Below are 16996 nucleotides of genomic sequence, written 5' to 3'. Positions count from 1 at the left end.
GGCTATAGCGTACGATCTGTCTGGGTTTTAATCAGGACATTCGTCAATTCTTAATACTGCTGTTTTAACTGATAATAGTAGACTGAGCATTACGGAAAGGTTGTTGACCACCGCGTAATACGGTACTTCCGTTGAACTTCTGGCTCTGGTCTATATTCTTTACCATCTCAAAATCCGCTTCATCAATTTGCCCACTTTGGGCAAAGGCTGTTATAGCATTTCGGAAAGTTACCAAATGAATATCATTCGAGTCAATACCACTTTCGTGCATGAGGGCCGCTGTTTTAGGTACAGCCAATGGGTCACTGATACCCCAGTCGGCAGCAGAATTGATCATAATCCGCTCACTGCCATACTGTTTCACAACCTCCACCATGCGCTCATTCCCCATTTTAGTAAATGGATAAATGGTAAATGCAGCCCAGAAACCCCTGTCCAATACCTCTTTTACAGTCTCTTCATTATTGTGGTCTACAATCACCATTTTTGGATCAATACCATGCTCGATGGCGATGTCCATACTACGTGTGGTACCTTTCTTTTTATCTCTGTGTGGTGTATGGATCTGCACTGGCAAACCCGCTTCCTTAGCGAGTTCCAGCTGTGCACGATAATATTTTTCTTCAGCGGGTGTCTGGTCGTCAAATCCTATTTCTCCTACACCCACTACTCCTTCTTTATAAATAAAAAGAGGGAGTATTTCCATCACAGCTTCCGCCAGTTTTTCATTGTTGGCCTCCTTGCTGTTCAATCCGATGGTGCAATAATGCTTAATACCAAATTGTGAGGAACGAAAGCGTTCCCAACCAATGAGGGAATTGAAATAATCCCTGAAGGTATCAATGCCGGTTCTGGGTTGTCCTAACCAGAAAGCAGGCTCTATTACAGCAGTAATACCAGCCGCTGCCATAGCCTGATAATCGTCTGTGGTGCGGCTTGTCATGTGGATATGCGGATCGAAGAACTGCATTCCTTTTATACGCTCCATATACGCGGGTACCATTGTTAATGGTTGGGTTGTTCCATTCAGTTCGTGACTACAACACATGTCAAAATAATTTCGTGAGACCTGATAATTTGTTTAAAATTCCTGGTTGAATGACTGCAAGTTTACAGCATATACATTGAAGGTGTGATACACGTTTATGCTATTCCATGTTAATTCCGGTTTTCCGCAGGTTCATATCATGAATTAAGGCAATACATTTGCCTATTGAAGCTGCCGAATGCCCGCCCATGTTATGCATTTACCTGTTGTCAACTATGCATTCGCCTTTTCTGCAACAATATTCCATGTCAACGATTGATCGGCGATGGCACCAGCCAACTCCGGCGATTGCTGCAGGAGTGCTTTTGCCGGCGCAAACCCGGTATGAGCACAGGCCAATGCCGCAGCTTCTTTGTCTATGATCTGATCCGATGCCCAGATACGATTAATGTCAGGCATGATCTCATGATCAATGAAAGGAGCGATCAATCTCCACAACATAGGATTGATCTTTCTGCCGGCAGCCCAGCGTTCATGTGCATAATCAATCAGGATCTGCGCGAGTACCGGGTTAGCACGTTCGTCAAGACCAGTGATCAAATGCACAGGTTTGTCTGTAAAAATCGCTTTCATCACCAGCTGATTCCAGGCTGGTTCATCCAGGTACTGAGCAGGATAACTATTGTGTACCATAATGGCTTCCAGCACCCCGCCTATGTTTGAGCGGATGCCTTCAGCAGTACGTAGTTTCCACTCTTCCCCATATGCCAGCAAAGACAATGCACCATACAACGTAATCTGCTCATTCATATCTGCTGCCGAAAAGAGGTCTTCAATAGCAGCGACATAACGGGACCGGTCCTCCGAAGGAAATTGGAGCAACCACCAGATACGTGCGAGGCGATCTAACGTATATCCATAAATGAAAAAGTTATCTGCCTCGGGAATGTGAGTGTCAGGTATGACTTGTTTACCCGTGAAACGGGGCATGGCAGTGAAAGTGATGTTGAAGCGCTGAGTAGTCTTCGCTTCCTGTAGCAGCTGTAACTGTTGTTGAAGCCAGTTAAGCGCTTGTGGCGTGGAGTGCGTGGCGATTATTGCATGTATCCGGTTCTTTACCAACGCACAATCGTAATAATATGGTTCCATCTTTGAGACCCTGGTTGTCTGATTTTAAAGTTAACAGAATATGATGAAAAATAATAAAAGAGTTACGAAAGGTAGCGTGGTAATTTAAATGGCTGCATCATAGGTTATTTATTATTGGTTGTAAATAAAAGAGAGGCACATTGTGCCTCTCCTTCCGCCATTCTAAAACCTGATCAGTTCAATCAGGAGTATCTTTATAGACAAAACAATACAAGCGTATTGTTCATATATTTAAATGTATGTATCCAGAGAAATAATCAAGGTGGGCTAATCTCTATGTTAGCATTCCACGATTTAGATTTCTTACCTGTTGTTGTGTATGCAATATAAGGATTTATTTGTTACAACTATAATCTACCATGTAAAAAAAATGTCAACTTGAGTTACTATTTAATTGATGAGTAAGGTCGGGGCCGGTTATTTTTTCTTATTTTCCAACAGTACCAGTGGCGTATGAATATTCCAGGCCGGTTCATACCCATCCTGGATGATAAATCCCCTCGAATAGCTACCCAATACCAGGTCAATATCCCCATCTTTGTCATAGTCACCTGCCGCCATACAAATCCATCTACCCTGGTTTACTAACCCCGTAACTGAATGAGGTTCAAATACTAACGATTTTTTTTGTTCCAGATAGACAAATTTCTCCGAAGGGTTATTTTTCAGATCTGCAAAGAAAGCAATCGTAGCCAGATCAATATCCCCATCCTGATCAAAATCAGCAGCTATCACCTTGGTACACCCATTAATGTGGTAGAAGAAATCTGGTTTATCCACATCAAATTTGAAATTTCCCTTATTCAAAAACACATACACCCCATGGTAAGGCTTGAGGATCATAGAGTAATCACCATTGTCTCCAGCCGTGTATATAATGTCCGGCTTGCCATCTTTATTTATATCTGCCAGCTGAAAACTGGTGGACCCATAAACCGGTGGAAAACGAAGGATGTTCTCACTGGTAAATCCCCCCTTTTTATCATTCAGGAATAGCCATATACCTTCATCATCATAAGCATATAACACCATCATGTCAGGATAACCGTCATTGTTGAAATCACCGGTTTCAGCATGGATAGCACCCGGCACCTCCCGTATAGTTTTCCTGTTCTCTTCATTTACCAGATAAAGCCCCCCGAATTTGTGGCCAAACCCAAGGGTGACATAGTCCTTTCCGAATGGCAAAGTTTGAACAGGTCTGGGCAGCCCCATGGCTATCGTATGTACTTCTTTCAATGATGGGGTTATTCTCCAGATCACACCCGCCAACTGATCTACCGCCCTCAAATTCCCAATACAAGTCAAAATACCCGTATCCGCCCCCACCCAGTTTATATCCACTCCTGTTGATTGCAGATCAATTATTTTTCCCGCCTTCAAACTATCCCATTTAAACAGCGATGCCGTCTTCCCATTCTCTGCACTTGAATACACTCCACCCGTAAATGGATCGATCGAAACTAAGGTCGTACTCGCCCTATAAATAGTATCGGTTATTACAGGCGTATGCACGGCAAAAATCGAAGCATCTTCTTTTAAAGACGCAGACCCTGCTTTCAATGAATCAGGCGCTAATTCCCTATAATAACTCACAATCTCATTCCATTCATGGATGGAGATCCCACCTTTCTGCGCATAATACTTATCATCATCCCACACACCAATCCCCAGCTTTGGCGCCATCGCCGGCAATACATGCTTTAACCACGTCCCTTTATCTAACAAGGCTGGTGACACCGCCATGTGACAGCTACTACAATATTTAGTCGCCAATGCCTCACCTTTCGGCCGGCTTTTACAAGAGCAAATGATAACGAGGAATACGAAAGGAATATATCTAACCATAGATTACAAGTTAAAAAAAATTACGAATGGCAGCACCCGGCCGCCATTCGTAATTCAACTGCCCCGGATTAAGAGGCTCCCGTACTGACGGGCTCATTCATCACTCAAATGAGAACTTTAATAATTATTAGTAACCTTGATTTTGCTCCAATGTCTTTGTACCACCTTTTACACTCAGGTCAATCTGACGCTGTGGTATCGGATAATGCTCATTTCTTCCAGCCACAAACTTACCACCTGTAATGTCAGTAGTAATCTTTGACTCATACGCAAAGAACTTCGTCAGCTCTGTAGCCGCAATACCCCAACGAACTAAGTCGAAATACCGCTGTCCTTCCATAGCCAATTCCAGCTTACGCTCAAAGTAGATGGCCTTCAGGGAAAAATCCTTACCACCCGCTGCAAAAGTGCCGGCTGTATAAGTCGATACTACATAATTAGCTGCAGGTGTAGTGGAAAATCCACCCATCGGTGCCGCATCATTTGTGTATTTATACACCGCTGTCGCCGGCTTACCTGCCCTGGTACGTACCTGGTTTACATAAGTCTCTGCAGCTGTGTAGTTACCTAACTGTGCTTCTGCCTCTGCTGCCTGCAACAATACATCTGCATAACGGATCAACACAACATTCAATGCAGATCCCGGCGCCCAGGAGTTCGCATCTTTGTACTTATCCTGGTCATACTGCCAGTACACATTTTTCTTTGGCGCATAAGGCCCTGCATAATCCTGGTCACGTACCCATGAACGGCCCGGGTGATTACCCCAATCCAGGTAAGGAATACCACGACGACCTACCGTCCAGTCCAATCTTGGATCCAGGTTACCGGCATCAGGTGTGAATGGCTCGGTAGACAGGATCTTCATGTCATTCTTCACTGCATGATCATTTGCATCATCCAGGTAAGGTAATCCAGTGGCATCTGTACGATATGAATTCACCAGGTCCTGTGTAGGCTGGTAAAATCCACAACAACCAAACGGACTGTTATAAGGGAAGTTCAGCATCTCACCCTGATTCGCATTCGCAATAGAAAGGGTACCATCATTGGCTGTCATCTGGATCGCGAATACAGACTCCTTGTTATTTTTATTAGCCGGGTCAAAGTTATCTTCAAACCGATCCACCAATCCGTAAGACAAACCATTTGTAGTCTGTCCTTTTACGGTGATGATATCAAAAAGTGCTTTCGCCTCCGACCACTTTGCCTGGTATACATATGTCTTTGCCAGGTAACAGGCAGCTGCCCATTTGTTAGCACGACCTACACTGGTTTGTGTCTCTGGCAGGTTATCGTAGGCATACTGAAAGTCTGCTTCGATTTTAGGCCAGATCTCCACATTATTCGGTTGTTTGTAATCGTCCATGTTCGTTTCATCTACCCAGGGTACTTTGTCATACATCTTCTTCAGCTCAAAGTAATAATGACCACGCAGGAACAAAGTCTGTGCCTTCACACCCACCTTATCGGCATCCGTCATACCTGTAGCATCCGGCAATAATGATAACAATGTATTGGCCCTGGCTATACCTTCGAACAATACCTGCCATTTGGTATTAAAGAAACCATTACTTGGATCAAATACACCTGTGGCAATCTGGCTTACCGGCGGCTGGTCAGTGGCATCACTACCTTTGTGTGCATCGCCGGCAGCTACGCTACCATAGATCCAGTTAGTCGGCGCTGCCTCCCATGGGTTACCGCCATTCAGCGCTGTCGTACCGCTACTTTGCCCATCCAGTGCAGCATATACACCTACGAGCAAAGCCTGAATACCATCTTTATTCTGTACGTCACTACCTGTCAATGCTCCCTGAGGACTACGTTCCAGGAAACTCTTGCTGCACGCATCTACCAGTATGGCAGTAGACATCACTGCCGCTATGACTATATATTTTGACTTAATCATTGTTAGCGATTTTTAACATTTTCAGAATCCAACATTTACACCTATCAGGTACTGACGCTGGTTAGGATAAGCACCTTCATCCAAACCATAGTTGGTAGAACCACCAGAGATCTCAGGATCTATACCTTTATACTTCGTGATCGTGAACAGGTTCGCTGCCTGTACATATACGCGGAAGCGATCTATACCTACCCGCTTCAATGTTGACGCCGGGAAAGTATAACCCAGGCTCATATTCTTCGCTCTGAGGTAAGAACCGTTTTCTACGAGATAAGAGTTAGGTACGTTGTTCGTACTGAAAGAGTTGTCATTTTCCTGAATAGGAGCAGTAGCATTGTGATGATCAGGTCTCCATGAATCATAGAGCGCTGTCTTACTTTTTGCACCTGCAAAGTTAGCATAGTAGTCAGTCCACCAGCGAACCTGGTTCCAGATCTGATTACCTTGTACACCATACAGGAAGATGCTGAAATCAAAGTTTTTATAATCAAGTTCCAGGTTCAGACCATAGCTGAAATCTGGATTAGGATTACCAAGGAATGTTCTGTCTGCTTCAGTGATCTGACCATCATGGTTGATATCCGCATAGCGGAAACGGCCCAGCGCTGCCTGTGATTGGTAGGTAGCACTACTATTGCCGGTTGCTTTCTGTGCTTCCAGGTTAGCAGCTGTGATCTCATCCTGTTCATTCCAGAAACCGATTGTCTTATAACCAAAGAAACTGGATACCGGCTGTCCTACTGCGTTACGAATGATGAAGCTACCATTGAAACGACGTGACTCCTGGTCAAAATAAGGCGCATCATAAGAAATAGCTACAATCTTGTTCTTGAAAGTAGTGAACGTAGCATTTGCTTTGAACGTGAGTTCTTTCGTCAGGTGTATACCAGTAGCTGTGATGGACAGGTCTATACCATGGTTTTCCATCTGTGCAATATTCACAGTAGGAGGATCTGTACGACCAGCAGTAGCAGAAATTTCAGGCTTGTACAACAGATCTTTTACTTTCTTGTAGTAATAGTCTGCACTCACTTCCACTTTACCTTTGAAGAAGCTCGCATCAATACCTATGTTGGAGTTGATGTTGCTTTCCCATTTCGCATCCGGGTTACCAATGTGTGTTTTGGTAAAACCAGATACCAGCGTGTTGGATGTACCATTCAGGTCATAGAAAGAAGATCCTTTGTTCAAACCATATTGTGTAAAGGCGTTTGAACTTTCCACATTGAGCTGGTTACCCATGATGCCATAGCCACCCCTGATCTTCAGGTCTGATAGCCAGGATACATCTTTCAGGAAAGCCTCCTGAGAAATGCGCCAACCAGCACTTATAGCCGGGAACCAACCATAGCGGTAGTTAGCACCGAACTTACTGGAACCATCACGACGAATAACCGCACCTAACAAATAACGATCGTGGTAACTATAATCCACACGACCGAACAGGGAGAACAACCCATCTGAATAGGTGCCACTGCCAGTTGTCTGCGTACCGGTACCGGTAGAAAGATTGGTGAAGTTAGGATCGAAAATGAAGTAATTCTGTGTAGTCCCGGTAAGCGTGCGACCATGGTTGTCGTAAGCTTCAGAACCAATTAAAGCAGTAATATTATGTCTGCCAAATTTCTGGCGGAAAGTTAGGGTATTGGTCCATGTCCAGTTGTAACCGTTGCTGGAACCTTCGGTATATGAATTCGTTTTGTTGTTTTCCGCATTTTCATATTCCGGATAGGTAAAGGTGTGTGTGCTGGATGAGAAGATTTCACCACCGAATGACGTACGGAGTGTAAATACTTTCAGCACATCTGCTTCCAGGAACATGTTGCCCAACAGGCGTGAGCCCAATCCTTTGTTATTACGGATACGATCCTGGATCGCAACAGGGTTACGCGCATTACCCAGCTGGGCACTGTTGGTACTGAAAGAACCACCATAGTTACCTTTGATATCGTATACCGGAATAATAGGCTGCTCGCGGAAAGCCATACCAATTCCACTACCTTCTGTGAGTGCATCGATCTGTGGATTGTCGATGAGAGAGTATTCAATATTCTCACCTATCCTGATATGCTGACTCACATTGAAGCTACTATTTGAGCGGATCGCATAGCGTTTCAGGTAAGTATTTTTCAGCGTACCTTCCTGGTTAAAATAATAGAAAGAGAGGAAATAACTACCCTGATCGCTGGAGCCACTAACTGAAACGTTGTGACTGGTGATAGGTGCTGGTTTGAAGATCTCATGGAACCAATCAGTACCTTGCTTGTTAGCCTTGGTAATACGATAGAAATTATCCAGGTCTGAAGGGTTTTTATAATTCGGATCTACATTATACAAAGAAGGATTTACACCCGGATCACCTTCTTTCAAACCACCGGGAGCAATGTAATCAGGTAAAACAGGAGTAGCACCCGAGCCATACAGACCATCGTTGTACACAATATTCGGATCCGTATTTTTCAGCGCCATCCATTTCAGGTTAGCCTGCTCCTGTGAATTCAGCAGGTGCCACACATTACCACCTTTAGGTACCTGACGACCATAGTATGCATCGTAAGTCACTCTTACTTTGCCTGGCTTACCTTTTTTTGTGGTGATGATGATCACACCGTTTGCTGCTCTGGCACCATAGATGGAGGCAGAACCTGCATCTTTCAGTACCTGCATGGATTCCACATCATTTGGGTTGATGTCCACAATATTTTGTGTTGGCACACCATCAATTACATAGAGCGGGGTGTTGTTACCAAAAGTATTCACACCACGAATGCGTACCTGTGGCTCTTCACCGGGCTGACCGGAGCCGAGTACCATGATACCTGATACCTGCCCCTGCAACTGGTTGCTCACCTGTGCAGTAGGTTGGCGGGTGATCTGGTCTACATTCACAACAGATACAGCACCTGTCAGATCTTTTTTACGTTGAGTGGCATAACCGGTTACAACAACTTCATCGAGCGAACCGATTTTTTCGGAGAGAATAACGTCGAGTGAGGGGCCATCACCTACAGCTACTTCCTGCGAAGTATAGCCGACGAAAGAGAAAATAAGGACATCACCTTTTTTAGCTTGTAATGTGTAATGTCCACTTGGGTCAGTGGCACCACCTCTGTTTGAACCTTTTACTGCTACAGTAACACCGGGCAAGGGATTGCCGGAGGATTTGTCAGTAACTCTACCAGTTATACGGGTTTGGGCTAGTACGTTACCGGCAAGCAGCAACAAGGCCCAGCACCATATAATGGTGCGGCATACATGTTTCTTCATAACGTGAAACGTTGTTTTTTTAGGTGAATGAATGGCCTGATCCTGGTCCTTTTGTTGAGAAAAAGACACAGCGATAAGAGCCGGTTACAGCATAATCCGGGTAATTAAAGAGGGTTTTGCAATAATGCCAGTCGGAGATACTAATGCTCTTCACACTGCCCGCGAATGCAGTGGGAGGGTGTTACAATTCCGGTCAAGGTTTATTTTTATTGGGTATTTGCTACAGCACTATTTCAGGAGGGCACTTTTGCACAGGCGTACAAACTAGATACTACATACAGCTTGTTCTCATGTCATAACGTTGTTTAGAATAATAATCGTGGATATTAGACTTTGGTTACGCTTACCAAATTAACACATTCATTTGTTTTATGCAAAGATTTTTTTTTGTGCACAAAAATGCCCGCCTGTAAAGCGGACATTTTTCTTTGAAAATGGTTTTCATTCCCCATTGGGGAATTTCCTATTTCATGCATGTTTTATTAAACGTATTTTATACAATTACTCATCATTACAGCGCTTCTTCTATCGTCTTCACAGCACATCCTCTTTCCAGTTCATTGTGCTCCTGCCATTGCTCCTGTTGCTGCCTGATCAGCTTTTCACCCTGCCATGCCTGCACCTTCGCCTCCAGTCTTTTCAGACAAAGCTGTTTGTTCTCCCATTGAGAACGGCTATCCATCGCCAGCACCTGTATACCCGAAGGTATATGTGTACCACGCACCGCAGTTTCCACCTTATTCACATGCTGCCCACCAGGCCCTGATGCTCTGCATGTTTCCATTCTCACATCCGCCATATTGAACTGCAACTGTTTCGCTACATCAAAAAACGCCACCCCCACAAACCAGTTCTTTCGCTTGTGAAACTTTCTATATGGACTACGGGCAATCCACTGTACTGTGCCCGCCCATTCTTTTGATAAGTTGTCAATATCACCACGCACTGACAACAATGTGGATAAGAAGGTGCCTTTCAGATCACCCGGTGTACTATCCAGTAATTCTATTTCAATGCCTCCTTTCCGGCATTGTGCAAATAACCTTTCAGTTACTTTGGCCACCACCCTGCTACATTCCGCAGGCCCTCTGCCAGCCGTTATTTGTATAATAGCTTTGTCCATTACTTATTCTTTATACATTCTTACTATGCGGGGAACGAATCTTCCCTCAATGTTTACTAACTCCCGCTGTGCATCTATCACACGTTCTATGTCTTTGTATGCCAGCGGATTTTCTTCTACGCTCCCACCGATGAGTGTAACATTGGCATCGGCCAACATTTTCTTCAGTGCAGACATAGTTACGTTTTCTTTTGCGCGGGTGCGACTCATGGCCCTGCCTGCACCATGTGAGGCAGAGTACAAAGAAGCCGGTACACCTTTGCCTGATACCAGGTAAGCTGCAGTCGTCATACTACCCGGAATAATACCTAACTCACCTGCATGCGCAGGCGTCGCACCTTTCCGGTGGATGATCGCTTTGCGGCCATCTGCCAACGTATCTTCCCATGCAAAGTTGTGATGGTTCTCAATCGTAGCCAGTGCCTGCAAACCCGTTTCTTTCAGCAGATTTGCATGAATCCTGTCATGACATGCTTTGGCATAATCACCTGCCAGCTGCATACTCATCCAGTACTCCTGTCCTGCCTGTGTGTCGAGATCTAACCACGCCAGTTGTTGTGCCTCCCTGGGCAACTTGCAGGTATCCATCGCGATCTTTGTATAATACTGCGCAATTGCAGCACCTAACCCCCTGCTACCTGAGTGTGATAAGAGTGCGAGATACTCACCTGCTGCAATGCCCAATGCATTGTCTTCATTCAAGGTGATCAGGCCAAATTCCACAAAGTGATTTCCGGTACCTGATGTACCTAACTGCCTGGCTGCTTTTGACTGCAACCTTCTTAACAAATCAGTTTCTTTGAATGTAGAATGATCCAGCACAGCATGTTCCTGCGCTATATCCAATCCACCTTCCAATCCAAAGTGCGTGAAATTTTTCAACGCAGTTTTTAACTGAAAAGAATATCGCTTCAGAAAACTCTCGCCTGTATCTAAGATAGAGAGTGCCATTCTGCACCCGATATCCACACCTACTGCATAAGGGATCACCGCATTGTGCGTAGCGAGCACACCACCAATAGGCAGCCCATAGCCTGTATGTGCATCAGGCATTAAAGCGCCCTGCACAGCAACGGGCAGCGTCATCGCTATCTCCATTTGTCTTTTGGCACCGGCTTCTATTTCTTTGGCGCCATACACTTTTACATCACCTGTTGTTTCCAGGAGGGTATGTGCACGGAAAGGTTTTACTGCTACTTCATCAAGGAAGGTCGCAGCTATTTTTCCCAGTACTTCATCATTACGATAAGTAGTGGGATTGTCTTTAATATCAATCAATAAAGAGATCGCTTCTTCTTTTGTATGATGCTTAAAGTGTTTAGAAAATATATTAATCACAAGGCTCCGGGCACGATCGTCTGTATAGCCGATCCTGCTGAGCTCTTTTGCTTTTAAATTGCTCATAAGAATGCTTCGTGCGGGCATAGCAATGCCGCAACTAAATTTTTAATCAGGAAAAATTAATTGGAAACGGGGTGTCCTGCCGGACTATGCGGCAAGATCGATGGGTGATATGTGGGTACGGTTCAGCATGATTCCTTGTGTTTTAAAAAGTGATGAAATAAGGAATTCGGGGCAAAGGTATATTTTTTTTATATATTGGTGAAATATTCTACAACATCAGGTCTCTTTATGAAATTATTCAACATTATATGGTGCATCCTCTTCATCATTTTCGCAGGATTGCAATACAATGATCCGGATCCATATATCTGGATGCCTATCTATTTGTACGGAGCTGCATGCTGTGCACTGGCAGCCATGGGCAAATTTTATAAAAAAGCATATGTAGCAGGTAGTCTGGTATATCTGTGTTATGCAGTCTATAAATTCTTTGATCAGAATGGTGTATGGGATTGGGCGACCAAACATCATGGGGAGAACATTGCAGAGACCATGAAAGCCTCGCAGCCATGGATTGAAGAAACCAGGGAGTTCTTTGGCCTGTTCATCCTGATCGCTGTTTTGATGATCAATTATATTTATGCCGGACGTAAAAAAGCAGGGAAATAAGGGGAATAATCTTTATCTTCAGTAGGATTAAGTTTTGTTTTCCTGATAACCCACATCCTACTCATGAGAAGATTGATCCCAAAACACCTGCACTCCTCGTAATATATGTCCGGTTTTTCCATTTTGCCTGTTCGTTATTCTAAAATCGTGGCCGCTGCTGAGTCTATTACCTGGCCTGTTACAGGTCTTAGCGAGAGTTCCTTAGGTATGGTTGATTATTGTATCATCGCCCACGATCATATTCCTGTTTCAATTCAGTTTAATCTGGGTGCTGCTGTGTATGGGCCTTATTATTTCAGTGATGAAGGGGAGAGTGAATTTGTGGCTGTTGGAATGAAGGCGGAGCTTGATATATCAGGCGTGATCCTGAGAATCGGCGAGTGGTATACGATTGAGATTGTAAGTATTTATGCTTAAAAGAAAACGGCCTGCGGTGATCACCGCAGGCCGTTGCATTTATTTCGATAATAATTGCAATTTATTTTGATAACAATTCAAATCTACTCATCCCCAACGATGTCTTCTCCCCTGCATCTGCTGCCGTAATCTTTATATACAGATTATGCGGCTTACCATCTGCCACCGGTGCAAAGTTGATCGTAGCTGTATTGGGTACTTTTACTTTAGCTCCCGGCCCTATTACCACCTCGCCTAACTTAGTACCACTCTCTTTATCCAGGAACAACTGCACATTATATCCATACTGCAAAGACTCCTGTGAATAATAGCTGATACCCACACCCGTCACGCCTGTCAGATCCAGGTTATTATAACTTACCCAGCTGTTCGCAGTAGGGATCAGGAACTTGATGTCATTTGCTTCAAACGTAGTTACACCAAAAGACTGATCATAATTAGCCGCTACCAGTTTAGGGCTCTTCAGCATTGCTGTAGCCGTACCCGTTAGCGGACGAATATTCGGACCTCCCTGATCTGTATAACTGGCTATCAGGTACAACACACCATTATCTTTCTCCGGCTTACCTGCTGTTGGAGACACTGTTCCTTTCTGTGGCAACGAAGCAGGTGCTTTGTTATCTCCACTCTGCGACATCACATAATCTGCCAGTTGATGTGCTTCTCCTGATGTGAGGGTAGGATGCGCTGACATCGCTGTTTCGCCCCATACGCCACCACCACCCTGGATGATCTTATTCGCCAGATAATCTTTCGCATTCGGATCATCTTTATATTTCTCCGCTACCTGTTTAAAGGAAGGACCGATCGATTTTTCATCCAGCTTATGACAGGTCTTACAATCACCTGATTCAAACAGGTTCTTACCTGCTATCACCCCTGTGATGATCTGATGCCCCTGCTGGGGAATCGCCGCCTGATCGCTACCTTCCATGTATTCTGCACGGATGTACATGTTCTCAGGTTTTATATTGTTAGCATCTTCCTTGTCACTTACCTGTACATCATAAGCTACCTGTTTGCCTGGGAAGTAGAAAGTTTTATTACCCGTGATATTGATCTTTACTTCCGGTGTTTCATTACCTGCGTACAACGCAATGCCTTCACTGCGGGTACTGGTGCCTTTATCATCCAGCACTTCTACTGATACTGCATATTCACCAGCTACTGCATACGTTACTTCTGTCTCCGGTTCTTTCGTTTCTTTCTTATTTCCATTACCCAGGTACCAGATGTAAGTAAGCGGATCATGGTCAGGATCTGATGATCCTTTTGCACTCAGTTTCACTTTGAATGGTAAACCACCAGATAGTTTGTCTGCCTGGATCTTCGCTATTGGCGCACGGTTGCCACCATTAAAGTCAATTCTTGACAACCCTGCATCTTTGTTCTTACTAAACCAGCCATTCCCATATTCCAGTACATACAGTCTGCCATCAGGTCCCATTTCCATATCAATGATCGCATTGAATTTGGTATGCGGCATGAATGGTTCTGTCTTGGAGAGGTTTCCATCTTTATCAAAAGTTACCGCTTTGATCCAGCCTCTCACCCAATCGTAAATAAAGAACTTACCACTGTAGTAATCAGGGAAACGTGTTTCCTGGGGGTAATACTCATTGTAAAACACAGGGCCTGCCATGGCATTACGACCACCACTACCCATTGATGGAAAGTCAGGCGATTTATCGTACGGATACCAGATCATCGCTGGTGTAGCAGGTGGTAGATCTCTGATACCGGTATTATTACGTGAATCATTCACAGGTTTTGCAGGATCAAATGCAGCACCGGCTTTTCCTGTTTCGTAATCGTAACGATGGTAAGCATAGTTGTTACCCACGAACATCGGATAACCATAGTTACCCGGCTTCTTCGCCTGGTTAATTTCATCATACCCTCTTGGACCACGCTCCGGATCATCATTGTTTGCATCAGGGCCTACTTCACCCCAATACACATACCCCGTTTTACGGTCCACAGAAATACGGTAAGGGTTACGGGTACCCATTGCATAAATTTCAGGACGGGTCTTTGGTGTTCCCTTCTTAAAGAGGTTCCCCTCAGGAATGGAATAAGTACCATCCGGATTGATCTTCAAACGAAGGATCTTTCCTCTCAGATCATTTGTATTGGCGGATGTACGACGACCATCATAATTCAGGTGACCCGGACGATCATCCAACGGCGCATATCCTTTTGATACATATTGCTGGCCTGGTTCATCGAACGGTGTGGAGTTATCACCTGTGGACAGGTACAATAAATGATCAGGGCCAAAGGCGATAGAACCACCTGTATGACAACAGATATTACGCTGTGAATATAGCTGCAACACTATCTTCTCCGAAGCCGAATCGATCTGACCGTTTTCAAATGTAAAACGGCTCAACCTATTCACTGAGGTATCAACAGGAGAGTAATAAATATATACATAATGGTTAGTAGCAAAATCAGGATCTGCACTGATACCCAGTACACCTTCTTCTGCGTTCACATTCGGTACTTCTGTTTTGTAGTACACCCTTAAATAACCAGCCTGCGTCAGCTTATGCGCCTGCTGATCAAAGTACATGATCTCACCTCTGCGCTGTGCAATGAGGATATTGAGATCAGGCAGAATAGTCATCTCAGTAGGTTCGAAGAACTCACCGGATACAAGGGTATTCTTGGTAAAGCGATCTTCAGCCGGCACTCTCAGGGTAGTGGCCACATTATAATCCAGCACCTGGTTTTTACCAATGGCATATTTAATACCGCTCAATAACAATTTCAGCACATTCTCTTCTTTATAAGCAGCGTCTGTATGACCGAGTTCTGTGTAGAACGCACGGCCACCATCATAATCGTGGAACCAGCTTATAGGATGATTGTCTCCATTCTTCCCGCCTTCATACGTCTTCTCATCCACCGTCATAATAACTTTGATATTGGGACTGATCTTTTTGAAGTTATACCATTCGTCTTCGTGTTCCCATTTATCGGGCAACTGACCAAAGGACTTATCTTTTACAATCAGTGTCGCTTTGTGTGTACCAGCAGGATGACTGTCAAAGTAAGCACCCGCCAGTCCTCCATACCAACCCCACTCATATTCAGTATCCGTGGCAGCATGTACACCTACATACCCCCCACCGGATTGAATATATCTTTCAAAATCTGCTTCCTGGTAATTGTTCAGTACATCGCCGGTAGTGTTCAGGAAGATGACAGCAGCATATTTCTGCAAAGTATCTTCTACGAACATTTCGGCATTAGTAGTAGTGTCTACATCGAATCCATTTTCTTTTCCCAGTTTTTCAATCGCCGCAATACCAGCAGGAATAGAGGCGTGGTGGAATCCGGCAGTTTTCGAGAATACCAGTACCCTGGGATTACCGGGTCTGATCTTTGACTGGCAACCGGAAAGGATAATTCCGCAAAGCGCAGCCAGGTAAATAGCATACCTCAATCGCATGATAGTTGTTTTCGTGAAAAAGCCCCCATTTCCAGGGGGCTTTCTATATGATTAGTAAAAGGTTCCTGCTGTGCTGGCGGTAGCTGCTTTCAAGCCCATCACATATCTGAGTCCACCCAGTACATGCCGCATGTACGTCTTATCGCTATACGAGTCTTTGGTATGCCCCAGCTCTGTATAAAAAGCTCTGCCTCCATCGAAGTCATGATACCATGCCATGGGGTGGTTATCGCCGTTCTTACCACCTTCATAACTGCTCTCATCTATTTTGATGAGCACATGTACATCGGGGTTCAGGTCTTTGAAATTGTACCACTCATCCCATCTGGACCATTTATCGCCCAGGTGACGGGTGGCATCGTTATTCTTGTCTACTACCTGCAGGGTAGCCTGCTGTTGTGCCGGATGGCTGGTGAACCAGGCCCCTACCAGCTTATTGTACCATGGCCAGTCATACTCCGTATCAGTTGCAGCATGAATACCCATGAAACCACCGCCTTTGTGAATATACTTTTCCATAGCAGCCTGTTGTTTGTCGTCCAGGACATTGCCTGTCGTATTTAAAAACAACACCGCCGCATACTTCTTTAGATTCTTGTATTCAAATGCACTGGCGTCTTCCGTGGTGTCCACATCAAATCCATTTTCCTGGCCCAGCTTGATGAAAGCTACTTTAGCAACAGGAATACAATCATGACGAAAGCCCATCGTTTTAGAAAAAACCAGCAGGCGTGGACGATCCGCGGCTATCAACCGGGCCATGGGATACAACATCAACAGTGCGGTGGCACATACAATGCCAACAAACAGCTTTTTCATATT

The 16996-nt window shown here is 44.6% G+C and carries 11 protein-coding genes; 2 read left to right on the top strand and 9 right to left on the bottom strand.

The annotated features are described in order from the left end of the window. Nucleotides 1-64 precede the first annotated feature (64 nt). From BW716_RS00425 to BW716_RS00395, 7 genes are all read right to left on the bottom strand, one after another. Complete coding sequence (locus tag BW716_RS00425) at nucleotides 65-1048, bottom strand: TatD family hydrolase (protein WP_083720122.1); 984 nt, start codon at nucleotides 1046-1048, stop codon at nucleotides 65-67. Nucleotides 1049-1261: 213 nt separating this feature from the next. Further along, the gene (locus tag BW716_RS00420) at nucleotides 1262-2137 is read right to left on the bottom strand and encodes an EboA domain-containing protein (protein ID WP_083720121.1); all 876 of its coding nucleotides are present in this window, start codon (nucleotides 2135-2137) and stop codon (nucleotides 1262-1264) included. Nucleotides 2138-2554: 417 nt separating this feature from the next. Next, nucleotides 2555-3985: a VCBS repeat-containing protein gene (locus tag BW716_RS00415; RefSeq protein WP_083720120.1), complete on the bottom strand. Its 1431-nt coding sequence runs from the start codon at nucleotides 3983-3985 to the stop codon at nucleotides 2555-2557. A 127-nt stretch (nucleotides 3986-4112) separates the two neighbouring features. Continuing rightward, nucleotides 4113-5897, bottom strand: coding sequence for a RagB/SusD family nutrient uptake outer membrane protein (locus tag BW716_RS00410; protein ID WP_083720119.1), 1785 nt, complete (start codon nucleotides 5895-5897; stop codon nucleotides 4113-4115). A gap of 21 nt (nucleotides 5898-5918) precedes the next feature. Further along, on the bottom strand, nucleotides 5919-9164 hold the full coding sequence (locus BW716_RS00405; RefSeq protein WP_083720118.1) for a TonB-dependent receptor: 3246 nt from the start codon (nucleotides 9162-9164) through the stop codon (nucleotides 5919-5921). Nucleotides 9165-9675: 511 nt separating this feature from the next. Then, nucleotides 9676-10287 carry a peptide chain release factor H gene (prfH, locus tag BW716_RS00400; RefSeq protein ID WP_083720117.1) on the bottom strand — a complete coding sequence of 204 codons (612 nt, stop codon included), beginning with the start codon at nucleotides 10285-10287 and terminating at the stop codon, nucleotides 9676-9678. Nucleotides 10288-10290: 3 nt separating this feature from the next. Further along, a complete protein-coding gene (locus BW716_RS00395) occupies nucleotides 10291-11691 on the bottom strand; it encodes an RtcB family protein (protein ID WP_083720116.1) in 1401 nt (466 codons plus the stop codon). Nucleotides 11692-11919: 228 nt separating this feature from the next. Between BW716_RS00395 and BW716_RS00390 the strand changes: the two genes are divergently transcribed. After that, entirely contained in the window at nucleotides 11920-12300 is a 381-nt protein-coding gene (locus BW716_RS00390; protein ID WP_143708669.1) for a transmembrane 220 family protein, read from the top strand. A gap of 105 nt (nucleotides 12301-12405) precedes the next feature. Then, nucleotides 12406-12717: a hypothetical protein gene (locus tag BW716_RS00385; RefSeq protein WP_083720114.1), complete on the top strand. Its 312-nt coding sequence runs from the start codon at nucleotides 12406-12408 to the stop codon at nucleotides 12715-12717. 61 nt (nucleotides 12718-12778) lie between these two features. Here BW716_RS00385 and BW716_RS00380 read toward each other — a convergent pair whose 3' ends face one another. Further along, nucleotides 12779-16174: a ThuA domain-containing protein gene (locus BW716_RS00380; protein WP_083720113.1), complete on the bottom strand. Its 3396-nt coding sequence runs from the start codon at nucleotides 16172-16174 to the stop codon at nucleotides 12779-12781. A 51-nt stretch (nucleotides 16175-16225) separates the two neighbouring features. Next, nucleotides 16226-16993: a ThuA domain-containing protein gene (locus tag BW716_RS00375; protein WP_083720337.1), complete on the bottom strand. Its 768-nt coding sequence runs from the start codon at nucleotides 16991-16993 to the stop codon at nucleotides 16226-16228. Nucleotides 16994-16996: the final 3 nt, after the last annotated feature.

Source organism: [Flexibacter] sp. ATCC 35208 (assembly GCF_001975825.1).
GTDB lineage: Bacteria > Bacteroidota > Bacteroidia > Chitinophagales > Chitinophagaceae > Chitinophaga.
The sequence above is the reverse complement of the archived record's forward strand: the minus strand, read 5'-3'. Positions and strand labels throughout refer to the sequence as shown.

Bases quoted from the DNA above. Each gene is read 5' to 3' on its own strand.
- prfH (WP_083720117.1), bottom strand. From the start codon at position 10,287: ATGGACAAAGCTATTATACAAATAACGGCTGGCAGAGGGCCTGCGGAA.
- BW716_RS00420 (WP_083720121.1), bottom strand. From the start codon at position 2,137: ATGGAACCATATTATTACGATTGTGCGTTGGTAAAGAACCGGATACAT.
- BW716_RS00410 (WP_083720119.1), bottom strand. From the start codon at position 5,897: ATGATTAAGTCAAAATATATAGTCATAGCGGCAGTGATGTCTACTGCC.
- BW716_RS00390 (WP_143708669.1), top strand. From the start codon at position 11,920: ATGAAATTATTCAACATTATATGGTGCATCCTCTTCATCATTTTCGCA.
- BW716_RS00405 (WP_083720118.1), bottom strand. From the start codon at position 9,164: ATGAAGAAACATGTATGCCGCACCATTATATGGTGCTGGGCCTTGTTG.
- BW716_RS00425 (WP_083720122.1), bottom strand. From the start codon at position 1,048: ATGTGTTGTAGTCACGAACTGAATGGAACAACCCAACCATTAACAATG.
- BW716_RS00380 (WP_083720113.1), bottom strand. From the start codon at position 16,174: ATGCGATTGAGGTATGCTATTTACCTGGCTGCGCTTTGCGGAATTATC.
- BW716_RS00375 (WP_083720337.1), bottom strand. From the start codon at position 16,993: ATGAAAAAGCTGTTTGTTGGCATTGTATGTGCCACCGCACTGTTGATG.
- BW716_RS00385 (WP_083720114.1), top strand. From the start codon at position 12,406: ATGTCCGGTTTTTCCATTTTGCCTGTTCGTTATTCTAAAATCGTGGCC.
- BW716_RS00415 (WP_083720120.1), bottom strand. From the start codon at position 3,985: ATGGTTAGATATATTCCTTTCGTATTCCTCGTTATCATTTGCTCTTGT.
- BW716_RS00395 (WP_083720116.1), bottom strand. From the start codon at position 11,691: ATGAGCAATTTAAAAGCAAAAGAGCTCAGCAGGATCGGCTATACAGAC.